Below are 17,824 nucleotides of genomic sequence, written 5' to 3'. Positions count from 1 at the left end.
GCCTCGCCAGCGGATGCTCGCCCGTCATCGCTCTTAGCGCTCGACGGGGCCGATCCGGTCGGGGCGGAGCGAGTGGCAGTTCACTTCCCAGGCCGAGACCGGAGCCTGCACCGAGCCGCCGCCCGCCGCGTTCGTGCCGACCGCTGGCCCCCGCAGCCGCGCCACCGCCCGTCCGGCCATCCCCCCGCGGGCCGCCCGCAGCGCTACCGCGCCCCGCACTTCGGGGCTCGACCACACGAGCCACAGGGTGTCGGCCCGGGTGAACCAGCGCGTCTCCAGTCGCGAGCGGTCCAGGTCGGCTTCCAGCGGCACGGCGCGGTAGGCGTTCATCTCCCTCCCGTACTCGTCCACCGAGTCGGCGAACAGCATGAGGGATCGCACCACCGGGGGCTCGCCGTCGGGCGCTTCGCCGTCCTCGTCCGCGACCCAGCTGTCGAACTGGAGCCGGTGACAGCCGACATAGTCCCAAACGCGGAGATCCGCCGGCTCCGGGGGCGGTGCGGGCGTCACCTCCCGGAAGCGGAGCCAGAGCGAGACCCACACGAAGGCGATCGCCAGTCCGGCTACCGCCACCAGTCGCGACAAGCGGCTACGCCTGTCGGTTCGGAGGCGGGGCGCCGAGCGCCGGCAACCTGTCGTGCGCTCGGCCGGTGAGGGCGGTCTCGACATCGGTCTGCGGAACGCGGCCCGCCTCGAGATTCTCCGGCGAGACCCACGCCTCGCTGTTGAGGTCGATCCGGAGCGTCATGTGCCCTCCCGGCGCGACGAAGATCGCCATCGGCAGGCGGGTCTCGATCGCGAGCCGTTCCTCCCCGACCCGCAGGTGCACGGGATCGGGGAAGCTGCGACCCCCGACCTCCGCACCGCCCTCGATGCGCGCCAGGCCCCAGCCGCCGACGATTCTCAGGTACGGATACGTTCCCGCGGGAACGTCGATGGGCGGGTGCAGGTTGAGGGCTCCCCCGGCGTCCTGGAGTGCGAGATCGACCTGCGTCGGCACGCCCAGGTGGACCCAGTCGCTCCCGTCCCGGGAGATCGAGACCCGGAAGTCCGCGCTCAGCCGTCCTTCGAAGGAGCCCGGAGCCCCGACGCCATCGTCCGCCACGACGACGTTGAGCGTGCCCATGTACACGGCTTCGGGCCGCGTCGTGTCCGCGCAGCCGGCGGCGAGCAGGGCGGCGGTGAGGAGCGTCGTGCGGGTCTTCAGCTTCATGAAAGCCAGCGTATTCTCCATGCGTGGAACGCGAGGACCGTAAGACCAAGTTTCATACCCGCCAGCCGCACCATGGTGCCGGGGTAACCTAGCAAACCCCACGCAGCCACGCACAGCAGGCGCGGCCCTTCCCCCGGCCCGGCTTTGTGGTTCGGAGCCGGCGGCGTAGGATCCCCTGCCCCACGACGACCGCGAGCAGGACCACGAGCAGGACCACGAGGAGATCGAGGCCCGTTTGACGCCCCAGAGACGGGACATCCGTAACATCGCGATCATCGCCCACGTCGATCACGGAAAGACGACGCTCGTCGATCACATGCTGCGGCAGGCGGGCGCCTTCCAGTCGCACGAGCGGATGGAGGACCGCGTCATGGATTCCAACCCGCTAGAGCGGGAGCGCGGGATCACGATCCTGTCCAAGAACACGGCGGTGCGCTGGGGCGAGACCCGCATCAACATCGTCGACACGCCGGGCCACGCGGATTTCGGGGGCGAGGTCGAGCGCATCCTGCGGATGGTGGACGGGGTGCTCCTGCTGGTGGACGCGGTCGAGGGCCCCATGCCGCAGACGCGTTTCGTGACGCGGAAGGCGCTCGCACTCGGGCTCGCGCCCATCGGCGTGATCAACAAGGTCGACCGGCCCGAGCAGCGCGCGGCGGAGGTGCACGACGACGTGCTGGAGCTGTTTATGGAGCTGGAGGCCACCGAGGCCCAGCTCGACGCGCCCTTCCTGTACGCGAGCGGACGTGAGGGGTGGGCGGCGCGGGACATCGAGGCGCGCGGCGGAGATCTGGAGCCGCTGTTCGAGACGATCGTCTCGGCGGTCCCTCCTCCCACGGGCGATGCCGCGGGACCGTTCCAGATGCTGGCTTCGACGCTGGATCACTCCGCCTACGTCGGCCGCATCGCCATCGGCCGCATCGAGCGGGGCGCGGTCGCCGAGGGGGATCGCGTCGTTCTGCTTCCGCTCGGAGAGCCGGGGCCGGTCGCGGCCGACGAGGCGATCCCGTCCCGCGTAGTTCGGATCTACGGCTTCGAGGGGCTGAAACGGATCGAGAAGCCGCGCGCGAGCGCCGGAGAGATCGTGGCGCTGGCGGGACTCGAGGGGGTGGAAATCGGCCAGACGGTGGCCGACCCGGACCACCGGGAGCGGCTGCGGGGGATCGCGGTCGAGCGGCCCACCCTGGCGGTCGACTTCCGGGTCAACGACGCGCCGTTCGCCGGTCGGACGGGGAAGTACGTCACCACCCGACAGCTCCGCGAGCGCCTCTTCCGCGAACTGGAGCGGAATGTCGCCCTCCGCGTCGAGCCCACGGAATCGCCCGACACCTTCGCCGTTTCGGGCCGCGGGGAACTGCACCTCACCATCCTCATGGAGACGATACGGCGCGAGGGATACGAGTTCTCCGTCTCGCGCCCCCGCGTCATCCTGCGCCAGGGTCCCGGCGGCGAGATCCTCGAACCGTACGAGGAGGCCGTGATCGAAGTCCCCGCTCAGATGGTCGGCGTGGTGATGGAGAAGATGGGGAGCCGGCGTGCGGAACTCCTGTCGATGCGGCCGACGGACCAGGGGCCCGTTCGGCTCGACTTCAAACTCCCTTCGCGGGGCCTGTTCGGATACCGCTCCGAGTTCCTCACCGATACGCGCGGCGAGGGCCAGCTGCACCACCGGTTCCTCGAGTACGGACCCCGTGCCGGCCATCTCGAACACCGGCGGAAGGGGGTGCTCGTCGCCGACCGCCCCGGGACGTCGGTGGCCTTCGCCCTCTTCAATCTGCAGGAGCGGGCCGAGATGCTGATCGGGCCGGGCGTCGAAGTCTACAGCGGGATGCTCGTGGGGGAGCACGTCCGCCCGGGCGACCTCGAGGTCAACGTGTCGAAGGGCAAGAAGCTCACGAACATGCGCGCCGCCGCCGCGGATGAGCACGTCCGCCTGGAACCGCCGCGCGTACTGACGCTGGAACTGGCGCTCGAGTTCATCAACGACGACGAGCTGATCGAGGTCACACCCGACGCCATCCGCCTCCGCAAGCGCCTCCTGGACCCGAACGAGCGGAAGAAGGCGATGCGCCGCGCGGCCGCCGCCGCCCGCGAGGCCTGAGCTTCCCGACGAAGGCCAGGTAGCGAGGGATCCGCACCGTGGCTTGCCAAGGGCTCTGCGGTGTGTAACCATTACACACCGCAGGGACACTGGGAGGAGAACGACATGGCGCGAAGGGTCAACATCATGCTGGACGATGACTCGTGGCGGGTCATCGAGAGGCTGCCGCGCGGTACGCGCAGCCGCGCCGTCAACGCCGCGATCCGGGAGTGGTCGCGTGCTTCCAGGAGGCGAGACGCCTCCGCCCGGATGGACGCACTGCGCGCGCGGTTGCCCGCAGTCGAGACCGACCAGATCGTCCGGTGGATACGGGAAGAGCGGGAGCAACGGCTGCCGTGATCGTAACGCCCGACGCGTCGGTTCTTCTCAAGTGGGTTCTTCCGGGCGACGACGAGCAGGATACAGACGCGGCGCTCGCGTTGCGTGACGAAGCGGTGGCCGGGACCCTTGATCTGGTCGTTCCACAGCTCTGGATCTACGAGGTGGGCAACACGCTGGCGAGGCGGTTTCCCGATGATGCTGGCGAGCTTCTGGCATCGCTGGCCGACTTCGGCCTTACCGAGGCGCGGCTGGACTCCCACTGGAGAAGCCGTGCCGTGTCTCTGTGTGTGACGTACGGAGTCGCATTCTACGACGCGGCGTACCATTCCGCGGCGCTCGGGCTCGAGGGCGTGTTCGTCACGGCGGACGAACGATATGTACGTCGCACCGCGAGAGCCGGGGCCATCTCGACTTTGCGGCTCTGGCGAATCTCGTGACGGGATGCCTTGAGCGCCGCCATGCGCCGTGCCGGGCCGAACTATGGACGGGCGAGGAGGGTCTCCATGTAGCGGCGGCGTGGGTCCGGGAAGAGGATGTTCTTGCTGGCGAAGTCCTCGGGGCTCCAGGAGCCGTCGTCGTAGTGGGGGCGGAGTTCGGCGTGGGGGGTGGCGGACACGATGAAGGCGTCGAGAGACACGGTGCCCGCAGGGACGCCGCTGCGCTCGGCGATAGCGTCGGAGAGGGCGGATAGGCGCTCGTGTAGGCGGGCCTTTTCGTCCTCGGCGTAGGCGCGGGCGTGGAGCATGCCGTGCGGTTCGACGAACACGACGCGTTGGTGGCCTCCCTCGATGAGCCACAGGATGAAATCCGGGTAGAAGCCGCGGCCCTCGAGTGAGAAGCCCACGCCGCAGCCCCGGCCCTGGTTTCGGAGCAGAAACAGTTCCGCACCGGGGTGAAGGGCGCTGCCCCGGTCCACCCACCAATCGCGGAGATCGCGGACGAACCGCTTTTCGCTCTCGTTGAGCGGCGGCGGGGAGATCCTCACGTCGGCGTTCGAGGACTCGATCAGCAGCGGCTGGTACAGGTGGCGGTCGAAGTGGATGCGGGCGAGCGGGCCGAGTTCCTGCTCGTAGAGCTTGCCCCGCTGTTCGATGAGTTCCACGAGCTCGTTGCGAAGACCGGCGTCGGCGTGCGGGACGCTAACCACATAGTGAGGCTGGGGGCCGCCGGGCCAGGCGCTGGCCGCCTCGGGGTCGACGTTCAGCAGAAGGTTGGGATCGGCGGCGTCCACCTCGCGGTACTTCATGCGCTCGGCCTCCCACGTCCGCCGCTCGGTCTGCCAGCACCGGTCCGCGGTTCGCCGGAGCACCGCGTGCACGATCGCTTGCAGGTCCTCCCGGTCGTGCCAGTTGCGGGGCTCGAACACATGCTCGTCGGCCGACACCGTGGCGGCCCCGCTCTCGACGAGCGACCGAAGCGCGTCGGGCCCGGGGACGGCCAGCGGCCGCATCCCCTTCTGCCGCCGGTGTTCCATGAGGTCGAGGTACGCCCTTTCCCAATCCACCAGCGCCAGCGGCAGCTCCGAGGCGGGACGGCTGTGCCCGGCCGTTCCCTCCGTCGCCGACTGACCGCGGGCACCGCTCTCCCACGAGGAGGCCCGCGTGGCGCGGTCGATCTGCACCGGAAGCCCGGCGCCGGCACCGAGCGCGAAGTTCGCCTCCGTCTCGAAGTCGGTTCCTTCCGGGAGGGCCGGAACCACGAGCCCCCGGCCCAGGAACTCCTCGTTGGCCCGGACTGGCACGCGCAGCGTCACGCTGTCCCGCGCCTCGAGTCCCTCGCGCTCCAGATAGGTCCGGAACTTCTTCATGTAGTCGGCGCGCACGGCGAAGATGTTGAGCGTCTCCAGGAGCCCCACCTTGTCCGGGTGCGGACCCTCCAGATAGGTGCTCCGCTTGAGGGACATCCCCCTGCCCTTGAGCCGCACGCCGCGGCCGAAGAGCTGGATGATCTCGGAGCCCTCCGCCTGTCCCACCTTCATGAGGCCCATGTTCGACACGCGCCATGAGTTCCAGCCCTCGACGAACTTCTTGGCGCCGATGAGGACGTTGACCGTGGCCCCGGCCTCGTTGACCCGGCCGAACATCGAGCCGCCGACCGCGTCCTCCTCGAAGATGATCCCCGCCTCTGCCTCCCGTGCCAGCCGCTTGAACTTCGCCGTGTCTCCGATGTAGGTGAGGCCGAAGTAGTCGTCCGACCCGGACGCCTTGAGGCCGAGTTCGCCGGGCGCGCCCCGGATGTCGCACAGGCGCAGCCCGCCGGGGCCATCGGCGTGGAACACGGTGCGGAGGATGTCGGCGTAGATCCGATCCGGGGACTCCCCGAGCTTCGCCAACTCGTTGAAGCGGTCCGCAAACAGGTCCACGTTCCACGCCGCGTACAGCCCCGACTCGCCGCGCAGCAGCTTCCCGATCGTCTCCCGCGCCCAGTCGGGCTCGTTGAGCACGCGGTGGAGGAAGAGTTGCACGGCGAGCACGTCGCTCGTGTCACGCCCGCGACGTCTATAGACCGCGTTCACACTCTTGCCGACGAACACCCACAGCGGCTGCTCCAGATTGTAGGCGCGCAGCTCGGCGGCGTTCTCGCGATAGGCGCGGAGCTGCTCGTAGAAGGAGAGGAGGTTGCCGAAAAGGAGGTGGTCGGCCAGCTCTGGCGGCGGGTCCTTGCCGGACACGTTGAGGACGCGGAAGTCCTTGCCGAACCCGTCCCGGTGAAAATACGGGTACGAATAGTCGAAGAGGATCGACTTGCCGTAGTCGAGGGTGAGTTGGTTGTCGCGCGCCGCCGCCAGCGCCTGCCCGAAGGTGGCGCTGTACTCGAAGGTGAAGCCGCGCGCGGCCACGGCGTCGCGCACCGCTCGCCACGCCTCCCCGCTCGCGCCCCGGTGGCCCTCGTCCACGAACACGAGGTTGCGGTCGCCGAACGCCTCGACCTCGATGCTGACACCCGTCCCCTTTCCGCGGCGCTTGTCGACAAGCTTGGTGATCTCGGTCACCCGCACGGTGCAGCGGCCGCCCGCCAGCAGCCCGGCCTCGCCGAGACGCGCCGACGGGATGCCGGACGTGGTCATTTCCTCCATGTGCTGGGCGCTCAGCCCCTCGTTGGGCGTGATGAGGATGATGTTGTCCAGGCCCTCCGCCCCGCCGTAGTGCAGGAACTGGAGGTAGTTGAGGTGCATGATGAGCGTCTTGCCGCTCCCCGTCGCCATCCAGAACGCGAGCTTGTTCAGGTCGTCCGGAGTGATCTCCCGCACCGGGTAGGAGGTGCCCAGGCCGTGGACCTTCTCCCGGACGTACCGGTGGAGCTGCCGTGCGAGGGCTTCGGGGGACGCAGCGCGCCGGGCCAAGAAGAGTTCCGCGTACAGCGCCGCGAGTTGCTGGAAATACCGCAGGGTGATGGGCTCGCGCCGTCCCTTGTTTATGGAGTCGAGATGGCGGCGCACGTTGTCGTCGTAGCGGGCCAGGTCGTCCGCGGGAACCATCAGGCGCTCCCGGCTCAGAAGCATGCGCGCGACATGGCTGCGGCCGTCCTCGTACCCCTCGTGAGCATCCTTCAAGGCGTCAAAGAGCGCTTGGTTGGTCTCGAACCCGAACTGCCGGTTCGCCCAGCCCAACAGCAGGAGTTCCGCCTCGAGGCGGCGGAGCATGGTGCCGGGGCGGCCGGGGGTCATCAGCCGTCTGCGGACGCGAACATGCGCTGTTTGAATAGCGCGTCCAGCGGCCGCGCGTCCTTTACCATGGAGTCCCCGTTCATCCAGATCTCGTCGGCACCCGCCGTCATGTCGTGCCTCGCCACGAAATCCCGGTCCCGCTCCCGGTCCTCCGCCGTCCATCCCTCCGTGTCGCGCCAGATGATAACCGCAGAGCTGCCGTCCCACGTCTCCCCCGCGTAGACCAGATAGCGGCGCCCGTCGTCGTCGTATGTCCGGCGCGCATGCACCTTTAGGCCGAGCAGGTAGTTGAACGTCTCGGCGAGATCCACGGTCTCGTCCGCGCCATCACCGTTCCCGCCCAGCCGCAGCTTGTAGTCGAACGGCCGCGCGAACGCCGCGACGTTGAGCAGGGTCGCGCTCGCCTTGGTCTCCCACTGGAGCATGTAGCGCAGCAGGTAGTCCTCCAGCTCGAACAGGCTCTCCTCCACCTCCTCGAACTCGATGTTGTTCAGCGCGTCCTCGTAGCTCTCCAGACGGAAGTACTTGATGATCCGCGGGCCGCGCTCGGACTCCTCCGCCGTGGCCTCCCGCTTCGCGGCCCCGTTCCGCCACTCCGGGGAGAACGCCACCTTCTTGAGCCGCGGCATGATCTCGGTGTCGAACCGGTGTCCCATCTCCACCAGAATGAACTTGCGTCGTCCCCCGTCCTCACGATTGAGGTTGATCGCGGCATGGCCGGTCGTACCAGATCCGGCGAAGTAGTCGAGAATCGTGCTTCCCGCGCCCGCCGCCATTTCAATGCACTCCGCTATGACGGTCTCGTCCTTCGGGTAGCTCACGTCGTCCGTACCCAACACGGCACGTAGCCGCTTCGTGGCGGCGCGGCCATCCTGGTAGAACACGCTATACGGTACCTCGTGCTCGTGCTCGCGCAGATACGACTTCCGTTTGGGCACGCTGTGTTCATCCTCGCCGAAATGGATCCGATCCTCCGCAATCCACCGCTTCATCGTTTCCTCTTTGAGTCGCCACCCTGCCGCTGGCACCTTTGTCGGCTTTTCCGTCACGGGATGGATCACGTCGTACCGCGGACCGCCGGTCCCCGGCCACGAAATGTTGTCGGGGAAATAAACGCCGCGTGCGTCCACGCGGTTGTAGTGTTTCTGCCTTCGGGCCGGATGGGAGCCCGGTAGGCTGCGGAACCACTCCTTCAGGTCACGCTCGATCGCAGCGTAGTCGTCACCGTGCCGCCGCTTTAGCCTCTTGTGGCAGGCGTAGATGTCGTCGAGGCCGGGTTTCCGCTGTCGCCAACGGATCCCATGAGTACGGAGGGATTCGCGATCACGGGCGTACACCAAGATGTATTCGTGCGATACCGAGATGAGCCGCGAGTCGTTCTTGCGGCCCGAGGCCCACACCATGTCCGCCACATGATTGTGTGAACCCCAACTGGCATCGAGGAGAAAACGAAAGATCGGCTGTTCTCCCTCGTCGATCGACGCGAAGATGGCGGAGCGATGCGAACCGTAAGCCACGGAACGGTTGACCGCCTGGCTGACCATCGACGCCCAGCTCGAGTGCTGGTATTGGAGTTGCCCCGCTTTCACGGACACCTTTCCATTGGGGAACCAAGGAGGTGTATCGTGGCGGGAAGAGCGGGGCGGTATCCGCCGGAGTACCGCGAGCGGCTGGTGGAACTCGCGCGTGCCGGTCGTAGCGCGGGGTCGCTGGCGCGGGAGTTCGAGCCCTCGGAGCAGACGATCCGCAACTGGGTCAGACAGGGGGAGCTGGACGAGGGAGAGCGGAGAGACGGTCTGACGACGGAGACGGGGAAGGAGATGTCGCGTCTGAAGCGGGAGAACAAGCGGCTCCGGATGGAGCGTGACATCCTAAAAAGAGCCGCGGCCTGGTTCGCGAGGGAGAGCGGAGCGATCCCCGGCGGGGGTACGCGTTCATGAAGGCGCACCGGGCCGAGTTTCCTCTGGCGGCCATGTGCCGGGTGCTGGGTCTCTCCCCCAGCGGCTACTACGCCTGGCTGAAGCGTCCTGCCTCGGCGCGGGCGCGGCGGGACGACGAACTTCAAGACAAGATCCAGGCCATCTGGACCGGCAGCGGCGAGACGTACGGTCGTCCGCGGATCCACGCGGTTCTCAGGGCCGAGGGCGAGCGGGTGGGCCAGAAGCGCGTGGGGCGGCTGATGAGGGCGATGGGGATCGAGGGCGCGACCAGGAGGCGCTTCAAGACGGCGACGACGAAGATGGACACCGAGGCCCGGCCCGCGCCGGACCTGGTGAGGCGGGACTTCTCGGCCTCGGGGCCCGACCGGCTGTGGGTGGCCGACATCACGTACGTGCCCACATGGGCGGGTTGGCTGTATCTGGCCGTCGTGCTCGATGTCTGGAGCCGCCGCGTCGTCGGCTGGGCCATGGCGACGCACATGCGGACCGAGCTGGTCGAGGCCGCGCTGGCGATGGCCCTCGCGCGGCGCCGCCCCGAAGGGCGCGTCGTTCATCACTCGGATCGAGGCTCGCAGTACACCTCGCTCGCCTTCGGGGAGCGCTGCCGCGCGTCGGGCATCGCGCGGTCCATGGGCTCGGTGGGCGACGCCTACGACAACGCCATGTGCGAGAGCTTCTTCGCGACGCTGGAGTGCGAGCTGATCTGGCGGCGCTCGTTCCGCACCGCGGCCGAGGCACGGCGAGAGGTCTTCGGCTTCATCGAAGGCTTCTACAACACGCGCAGGCTTCACTCCGCCCTCGGCTACGAGTCGCCGGCCAACTACGAGAGGAACCATGCGGCCTGAGGCGCACCGGAGGCGTACACCCGGAACCTCTCCCGAGCGCCTGAGAGGGACTGAAAGGAGCAACACCGGAGACGATCAACCACAGAAACTAACCGTCCGTGAAAGCGGGACAGCTCCAGTATTGGTCCTTATAGATGAAGCCATCGTTGCCCGTGTTGTACGGTGGGTCAATGTAAATGCAATCAACTTGTCCCCCGTACCGCTCCTCCAGCAGATCCAGCGCCTGCCAGTTCTCGCTCTTTACGACCACGCCGTCCGTCTTCTCGTCGATGTCGTCGAGCGCCACCAGCAGATCGTCAACAAATGCCAAGTCGAAGTGTCGGGTGTCGAGGAGAATCCCCGGATTGCGTTCCAAGAAGTCGCCGCGGGCAATCGGATCTTCACCCGCTGCGAACAGGGAGTCGTCGTCCACGATGCAGCCCAGGGAGCACCACTCGTCCCATTGCGCGTCGCACTCCAGGACGCGGGACCGAAGCTCCTCGGGAAGCAGTCGGACGGCCACGCAGTACTGCACGGCCACGACGAACTTCCGCTTCTCCCAGAGCATCTTCTGGAAGCCTTCGATCTGAGCGAGGAAGTCGATGATGTTTCCGCCCACCTCGCGGATAACGCGCATCTTGTCCAGCCAGGCGTCGGCCCTCGTCTCGCCCCCAGCTTCGAGCGTGCCGAGACCCAGAACCTCCGACTTGAGATAGTAGTCCAGCTCCCGGCCGAGGAACGCCTTCAGATCACGGTGAATGAAGTAGTCCGACGTAACCTTTCGAGCAAATCGCTGTGCGTGGTGCGCGAACAGGGTCGGCGCGGCGTCGTCTTCACTCACCGCTGTCTTGTCGAGCAGCGCCAGCGCCGCCTCCGGCATCGCGGCGAGCGCGTCGGCAACGGTCGCTTCGGCGCGCTCCAGAATGGCTTCCTGCTGTCCCTTCCTTCCGAAGTGCTTCGCCTCGGCCGAAGTCAGCGGGCGATAATCGAACGGCAGGTCCAGCAATCGGCGATCCCCGTCCCAGACCGCAGCGTTCGGCAGGGGGAAAAAGAGCCGTTTCTTGCCCTTAACGTCGTCCCGCTCGACGTGCGCTGAGCGCAGGAAGAAGCGGACGGAGATTCCCGATGGAGTCCGGTAGGTGTAATCCTTGAAGTGCTCCGCCGCCTTCACGTAGTACTGGTCGCGGTTGGCCCAGTGGAAATGAACTTCCTCGCCCTTGTAGGGGACGACGTAGGGGTGCTCCCACGAGTAGCGCCGCTTCGGAACGAAATCGCCGTCCTGGTAGTACCGGCTGAAGAAGGCGTACAGGTGGTTGTAGATGTCGCGCCGCACGTCCCCGGCGGACTCGGAGTGGCGGGCCCGCGCACGCCACAGCATGTACTTCTGTCCGAGCGGGGTCTCCTCATACTGGAGTAGCGTTCCGTCGGGTGCGAGCACATCTTCCCCGAAGACCTCGATCACGCTGGCTCGCGTTTCCTCGAAGGTGTCGGCGCGCCTCGCCTCGGTCTCGAGCCCCCCCTGGCTCACGGCTTCCTCGATGGCGCCCGGCAGCTCCCGATCGATGTAGCGGTCGATGACCTCCCGCTTGTGGTTCATGACCCGGTAGATGCCGAAATCCAGATCCGCGCAGTCGAACTGGAACAACTCGCGCAGGAGCTCCTGGAACCGGGCCTGCTCCGGCGGCGGCGGGGAACCCTCCTCCGGGGCGTTCGCTGGCGCCCACCGGATGTGGAACGGCGTACGCACCAGTCTACCGCGCCCGGTCCGGCGGAATCGAACGACAGGAACTCGCTGGGCTCCATACGTTGCGTTGCATGGCACGGAGTTTGCCGCAGAACGCCCCGCAAGGCAATCCGCCAACCAGCGACCGCGATTCGGAGTTCCGGTTGACCCCGCGTGCGGGCGGACTTACCGTCACGGTGCGAGGCAACGGCGGGTTCGGGCAGGGGAAGTTCGGGGCAGGGTTGGAGTTGGTGGCGGTTCCGGTTGGAGTTCGACCGCAAGCCCATCTCGGCGTCTTTCATCTCCGGCAATCCGCCACGGTCCAGCGGAGATGCCACCCCGAAATGAACTCATGCAGCGAGAGCTTGGAGGTCGATTCCCTCCCCGGAGTCAAGGTATTCGACTTCTTCTCGGGTTGCGGCGGGGCCAGCCGGGGCTTCCAGAACGCCGGGTTGGAGGTGGTGTTCGCCCTCGATGCCGACGCCGACGCCAAGAGCACCTTCGAGAAGAATTTTCCGTCCGCTCATTTCGAGCACGCCGACATCCGAGAGACGAACGTGGATATGGTCCACGGCCTCGTCCGAACTCAGAGATCCCAGCCGGTCTTGTTCTGCGGATGTGCGCCGTGCCAGCCGTTCACCAAACAGAACACATCCCGCCCCGAACCAGACAAGGATGACCGGGTCCCGTTGCTGCTGGAGTTCCTGCGGTTCATTCGGCGATGCGAGCCGGACATCGTCTTCGTCGAGAACGTACCGGGAATCCAGAACCCAAGGCGCGACGCCGAGCCGCTAAGCGGATTCGTGCGCGGACTCCGGGAGGCTGGCTATTGCGAGCCAGCGTACGGGGCCGTGTCGCTCAAGAAGTACGGAGTCCCACAGAGCCGTCGCAGACTGCTGTTGCTTGCGAGCCGACACGGGCCACTGGAACTGCCTCCCAAGTCCCACGGCCCCGAGACCGACAACCCCAAGTACGACACCGTGCGGGACTGGATCGAGGAACTTCCAGAGATCGCCGCAGGGCAGACGCACCCAGATGTGCCGGATCACCGTGCCGCCAGGCTTTCCGAACGCAACCTTCGGCGTATCCGCGCGACGCCTGAGGGAGGGGGTAACCGCGACTGGCCCGACGGTCTCCGGCTTGAGTGCCACCGCCGGTCCAACGGGTACAGTGATGTCTACGGCCGCATGTCCTGGGACCGCCCCGCATCGGGGTTGACGACGCGCTGCATCAGCTACTCGAACGGCCGCTTCGGCCACCCCCAGCAGGACCGCGCGATCAGCGTTCGCGAAGCCGCCTGCCTGCAGACGTTCCCGATGGATTACGAGTTCGACGGAAGCCTTAGCTCGATGGCCCGCCAGATCGGGAATGCAGTGCCCGTCAGGCTTGCGACCGTCTTCGGCCACCATATGAACGAGCACCTAGCGGACGCCGGACTCCTCTGACTGCCATGGAAGCGACGTTCAAGGCTCGGGCCAGAACCCTGGACATGCTGGGCAGACAGCAAATCGCGGGGATCCCCACCGCAATCAGCGAGCTGTTCAAGAACGCTCACGATGCGTACGCCACCCGGGTGGAGGTCGACTATTATCGGAGCGCTGAGCTGTTCATTTTGCGTGACGATGGCCGGGGTATGACCCGGGACCAATTCCTTGAGCGATGGCTTACGATCGCCACAGCGAAAGGTTCTGAGCAGGTAAGCAGTCATCGCCCTCGCCCCGCGCGGGGCCAATCGGTCAGGCCGATCCTGGGTGAGAAGGGTATCGGGCGTCTGGCCATCGCCACGATCGCACCGCAAGTGCTCGTCCTGACCCGTGCGCGTCGCGACGGAGAGTTGTCAGACCTTACCGCGGCGTTCCTAAACTGGCGAATCTTCCAGTGTCCGGGGCTCGACCTGAATGACATCCGCATTCCCCTTCGTACGTTTCCGGGAGGCACCCTCCCGGACCGTGAGGACATCACTGGCATGGTGGATGCCTTTAGAAAGAGCAATGCGCGACTCCGGGAGCATGTTGATACCGAGCTTTGGGATCCGATCGAAGATGCCCTGTCGCAATTCGACCTTGATCCACGCCGAATCGAATCCCGCCTCGGTCCACCGTCGCTGTCTGACGGCGGTCATGGCACGCACTTCTATCTCCTCCCGGCGTCTGAGCGTCTTCCCTATGACATCGACGGTGACCCCGATTCCGGCGAGGCGTCGCCACTTGAGAAGGCTCTACTGGGATTCACTACACCCTTTCTTGATAAAGAAGAGACTCTGGTCATACGGACGGCCTTTCGAGACCACAAGGCGGACGGGACCTGCAACGATCCCATCGGCGAACAAGAGTTCTTCACCCGATCCGAGTATGAGAACGCGGATCACCAGATTTCCGGGAGATTCGACGAGTACGGACAGTTCACAGGTAGCATATCCGTGTATGGCGACATCGTGGATGGCCATGTAATCAACTGGCGCGGCGGAAGGGGACGACCGACGGTGTGCGGCCCGTTCTTCATCCGGCTCGCGGCCATCGAGGGTGCAGCCAGACACTCTACGCTTCCAGATCACGCCCGAATGCTCAAGAAGACCAGAAGAATCGGAGGTCTTTACATCTATCGCGACGGGGTACGCATTCAGCCTTACGGGAACACGGACTACGATTGGCTGGAGATCGAGCTGCGCAGGACAAAGAGTGCCTCCTATTACTATTTCTCGTACCGGCAGATGTTCGGCTTCGTTGAAATTGATTCACAGAACAACGAGGAGCTTCACGAGAAAGCGGGGAGGGAGGGGTTCCAAGAGAACAAGGCGTATCGCCAGCTGCGAAGCATCCTGAAGAGTTTTCTCGTACAGGTCGCCGCCGACTTCTTCCGCGAGGAGGGTGCTCATGGTGAGCGGTTTGCGAACCGCAAGCGGGAATTGAACGAAGAGGAACGACATCGGCGAGCCAGAAAAAAGATGGCTACCGCGAAGCGCGCCAAGCTCCGGCGGGACTTGACTACCTTCTTCGAGAAGACGGAGAAGGACAATCCGGCTGAAATCATCATGCAACTGGGTCTGGATGCTGAAGCGAATGTCAAGGAGGCCAGCCGCGATCCAGACGCTGGCAAGGCCGCGCTGAAGATTCTCCAGATTGAGCGCAATGCGACGCGTAAGCTCGTGGAGTTGGAATCCCGCTACCGCGTGCCGAAGCCACGCATCGGTATGAGCCGGGCGTTGCAGAAAGAGTGGCGAGATTACCAAGATGCATTCGAAGATATCCAGAGCAGCATACGGGACATTCGGGATTCGATCCAAAGCCTCGTGACCGACCAGGTGATCACGGCCGGCGTAGACGTGAGTACAAGGGATCGGCTGGAGTCAGCGCTGGACGATGCTGCCCGGCGAGCCAGAAAGCAGGCCAGGGCGGGGCGAGAGGCCGTGCGCGAGACGGTCGGCGAGGTGTCGACGCGGGCCCGCGAGGTGGCTCGCCAGTGCGTCACGGATGTCGAAGAGGCAATCCGGGCCGTGATGACTGAGTTCAGTCGGATTGACCCGATGGATCTTGATGATGGAAGTCTCGCTACGGAACGCACCGCTCTCGAAGGACGGATTCAGGAGGCCCTAGATAATGCCTCCAGGACCTTGGATTCGCTTCACTCTCAGCTAGCCGACATCGACGTCACCGGGCATTCGTCGCTACTGGATCAGCTTGCGGCGGTAGAACAGAGCAACTTGACGCTACGCGAACAGGCGGCCGCCGACCTTCAGCTTGCCCAACTCGGGATGGCGATCGAGATCATCAGCCACGAGTTCGGTGCCGCCATTCGCTCTGTTCGGTCGGGGCTTCGCAGTCTGAAGGCATGGGCTGACGTCAACGAGGAGCTGATGTCGCTCTATCAGAGCATCCGAGGCAGCTTCGACCACCTCGACGGCTACCTAACGCTCTTCACGCCACTCCAGAGGAGGCTCTATCGGAAGGCGGTGGACATTCGTGGATGGGAAATCCATGATTTCCTCACCAACCTGTTCGGCCAGCGCCTAGCCGGACACAATGTCGAACTCGTTCGGACGGACGCCTTCGCGGAGGCCGCCGTGCGGGGCTACCCCTCCTCCTTCTACCCGGTATTCGTGAATCTCGTAGACAACGCGATCTACTGGTTGTCTGGACAGAATGAACGCCTCGAGCGACGCATTGAACTCGACGTGGCAGGAAACGTATTCCGCGTCTCCGATTCGGGCCCGGGCATCCACGCCAGGGACCGGGAGGACATCTTCGAAATCGAGTTCACGAGAAAGCCGGGCGGACGCGGCATGGGTTTGCACATCTCACGGCAGACACTTCGTGAAGTAGGCTACGACTTGGCTTTGGCGGCTCGAACGGCCGACCGCGGTACCACCTTCCTGATCGGACCACTTCAAACCGCCGACACGGAACCAGATGCCCAACGATAGCTTCCAAGAGCATTGCCGCGAGATCGCCAAGCGCTTCCTCTTGACCGCCTTAGTCGTCGACGACGAGTTGTCTATCACGGGAGTTACCAACGTCCACGGTGGCCTCACTCGACCGGGCCTGAGTCCCATGGAGCCTACGCCGGGGCCACCGACACCGCAGACGGAGGATCCCCCCCGTCCGCTCGGTGTTGGCGCCATAACGTCGTCCTTCGCACGTCACGGGATGATATGTGGCGTGGTGGCGCCACCGAACGAACTGGACGGAGACGCCATAGAGAGTTTGGTTCGAGTCGCTAGAAGATCGGATATCGTGATCCTCGACTGGCGATTGAGTCGCGAGAGTGGTCAGGATTCGTTGCCGCTGCTGCGGCAAATCCTGCTGGCTGACCAAGCGCATCGACTCCGGCTGATAGCGTTCTATACCGGCGAACCCCTTGAGCTCATTCGCACGAAGATCGTAGGACGCCTGACGGATCTCGGGGGACCCTACGGGACGGCCACCTCACCCGAAAACGACTGCGATGCGATCCAGGTCGGGCCGTGTCGCATCGTGGTCTATGGCAAGCGTGTCTTCCAAGAACCCGCGTCGAGTTCTGCCGTGACGGAAGATGAGTTGCCGGGTCGCCTCGTCGCTGACTTCGCGCACATGATGGAGGGGCTGTTGCCCTGCCTGGTTGTTGCCGCCCTCACGGCAGTCCGCGAGAACGTGTACCGAATCCTGAAGCGTTTCGGATCTGAACTCGATCCCGCGTTCCTTGTCCACCGCGCGTGTCTGCCCGTCCCGCAAGACTCCCAGAGCCACATCGTTGAACAGATCGCCAGCGAACTGCGCGGCATCATGGGCGATGCCGTCCGAAATAGCCGGCCGGCCGGCATTGAAGCCATTGAGCAGTGGCTGACCGACAGATTTCAAGGTGCGAGCCTTGTGTTTGATCCCGGCGATAAGGAGATGGCCATGGCCGAGATCATGGACATGTTGATGCACGGCATCGAAGAGAAGCCCGGAACCTTAAGGCAGCGGGGTAGGGATTACGACATTCTCTCTTCTGGGTTTTCGCGTGATTCTGACGACAGTCGGGAACTTGATCGTCGGCTCGCATCCGCGATGAGTTTTCGCGAAGTGATCGAGGACGGGCCACAACAGCTATCGATCGGTACGGTCGTCCGCCTCGTTGAATCGGAGGAGGAGGCTACTCTGCTGTGCGTCACACCCAAGTGCGATAGCGTTCGCCTCACAGGCCCGTCGTCGTTTCTGTTTCTCCCGCTCATCGATCCGAAATCGAATACGTTGCAACTCGTCGTACGGTCCACCGGTAGTGGATACGAGCGGATGACCATCTGCATGGACCCGGCCCGGTGGCGAACAGCACACTTTAGTCCTGACACGACCCCTGGGCCCGTCGTCACGAGCCTGGGGGAAGATGAGACGGTTCCCCTGTTCGTTGACGTTGAGAAACGGCGATACCACTGGGTGGGGGAACTCAAGGCCGAGTTCGCGCAGTCGGTCGCCCAGGCCATCGCTGACAGGATGTCCCGGATCGCACTGAACAAGTCCGAATGGCTCAGGCGGTCCGAGCGTGTCGGAAGACGCACAAGTTAGGCAACAACGTGACTG

Annotated in this window: 12 protein-coding genes; 7 read left to right on the top strand and 5 right to left on the bottom strand. The window is 65.2% G+C overall.

The window, feature by feature from the left end:
- Positions 1-33: 33 nt before the first annotated feature.
- Positions 34-585 (bottom strand): hypothetical protein, encoded by a 552-nt coding sequence (locus ACPXY0_RS02150; protein WP_423928037.1) that lies wholly within the window; start codon positions 583-585, stop codon positions 34-36.
- A gap of 4 nt (positions 586-589) precedes the next feature.
- Complete coding sequence (locus tag ACPXY0_RS02145) at positions 590-1,213, bottom strand: hypothetical protein (protein ID WP_423928035.1); 624 nt, start codon at positions 1,211-1,213, stop codon at positions 590-592.
- Positions 1,214-1,448: 235 nt separating this feature from the next.
- Between ACPXY0_RS02145 and typA the strand changes: the two genes are divergently transcribed.
- From typA to ACPXY0_RS02130, 3 genes are all read left to right on the top strand, one after another.
- On the top strand, positions 1,449-3,314 hold the full coding sequence (gene typA / locus ACPXY0_RS02140; protein ID WP_423928033.1) for a translational GTPase TypA: 1,866 nt from the start codon (positions 1,449-1,451) through the stop codon (positions 3,312-3,314).
- A 105-nt stretch (positions 3,315-3,419) separates the two neighbouring features.
- Positions 3,420-3,653 (top strand): hypothetical protein, encoded by a 234-nt coding sequence (locus ACPXY0_RS02135; protein WP_423928031.1) that lies wholly within the window; start codon positions 3,420-3,422, stop codon positions 3,651-3,653.
- On the top strand, positions 3,650-4,072 hold the full coding sequence (locus ACPXY0_RS02130) for a type II toxin-antitoxin system VapC family toxin (RefSeq protein WP_423928029.1): 423 nt from the start codon (positions 3,650-3,652) through the stop codon (positions 4,070-4,072). Before ACPXY0_RS02135 ends, ACPXY0_RS02130 begins: the two co-directional genes overlap by 4 nt.
- 41 nt (positions 4,073-4,113) lie before the next feature.
- Here the strand turns inward: ACPXY0_RS02130 and ACPXY0_RS02125 are convergent, their stop codons facing one another.
- Both ACPXY0_RS02125 and ACPXY0_RS02120 read right to left on the bottom strand, forming a co-directional pair.
- Positions 4,114-7,302, bottom strand: a complete 3,189-nt coding sequence (locus ACPXY0_RS02125) for a DEAD/DEAH box helicase family protein (RefSeq protein WP_423928027.1) — start codon at positions 7,300-7,302, stop codon at positions 4,114-4,116.
- Complete coding sequence (locus ACPXY0_RS02120; protein WP_423928025.1) at positions 7,302-8,891, bottom strand: DNA methyltransferase; 1,590 nt, start codon at positions 8,889-8,891, stop codon at positions 7,302-7,304. The genes ACPXY0_RS02125 and ACPXY0_RS02120 overlap by 1 nt, the downstream gene beginning before the upstream one ends.
- A 36-nt stretch (positions 8,892-8,927) precedes the next feature.
- Here ACPXY0_RS02120 and ACPXY0_RS02115 point away from each other — a divergent pair.
- A protein-coding gene (locus ACPXY0_RS02115) for an IS3 family transposase (RefSeq protein WP_423928023.1) occupies positions 8,928-10,087 on the top strand; the annotation gives its coding sequence in 2 pieces (ribosomal slippage) (positions 8,928-9,186 and positions 9,186-10,087; 1,161 coding nt in all).
- A gap of 88 nt (positions 10,088-10,175) precedes the next feature.
- Here ACPXY0_RS02115 and ACPXY0_RS02110 read toward each other — a convergent pair.
- On the bottom strand, positions 10,176-11,813 hold the full coding sequence (locus tag ACPXY0_RS02110; protein ID WP_423928021.1) for a hypothetical protein: 1,638 nt from the start codon (positions 11,811-11,813) through the stop codon (positions 10,176-10,178).
- Between the two features lie 320 nt (positions 11,814-12,133).
- Here ACPXY0_RS02110 and ACPXY0_RS02105 point away from each other — a divergent pair, with 320 nt between their 5' ends.
- Genes ACPXY0_RS02105 through ACPXY0_RS02095 form a run of 3 tightly spaced genes read left to right on the top strand, consistent with a single transcriptional unit; the run spans position 12,134 to position 17,809 of the window.
- Positions 12,134-13,234 carry a DNA cytosine methyltransferase gene (locus tag ACPXY0_RS02105; protein WP_423928019.1) on the top strand — a complete coding sequence of 367 codons (1,101 nt, stop codon included), beginning with the start codon at positions 12,134-12,136 and terminating at the stop codon, positions 13,232-13,234.
- Positions 13,235-13,239: 5 nt separating this feature from the next.
- Positions 13,240-16,209: an ATP-binding protein gene (locus tag ACPXY0_RS02100; RefSeq protein ID WP_423928017.1), complete on the top strand. Its 2,970-nt coding sequence runs from the start codon at positions 13,240-13,242 to the stop codon at positions 16,207-16,209.
- Positions 16,196-17,809 (top strand): response regulator receiver domain, encoded by a 1,614-nt coding sequence (locus ACPXY0_RS02095; RefSeq protein ID WP_423928015.1) that lies wholly within the window; start codon positions 16,196-16,198, stop codon positions 17,807-17,809. Before ACPXY0_RS02100 ends, ACPXY0_RS02095 begins: the two co-directional genes overlap by 14 nt.
- Positions 17,810-17,824: the final 15 nt, after the last annotated feature.

The sequence above is a fragment of the Candidatus Palauibacter sp. genome (assembly GCF_965237495.1).
Classification (GTDB): Bacteria; Gemmatimonadota; Gemmatimonadetes; order Palauibacterales; family Palauibacteraceae; genus Palauibacter.
This window is presented reverse-complemented; position numbering and strand designations above follow the sequence as displayed.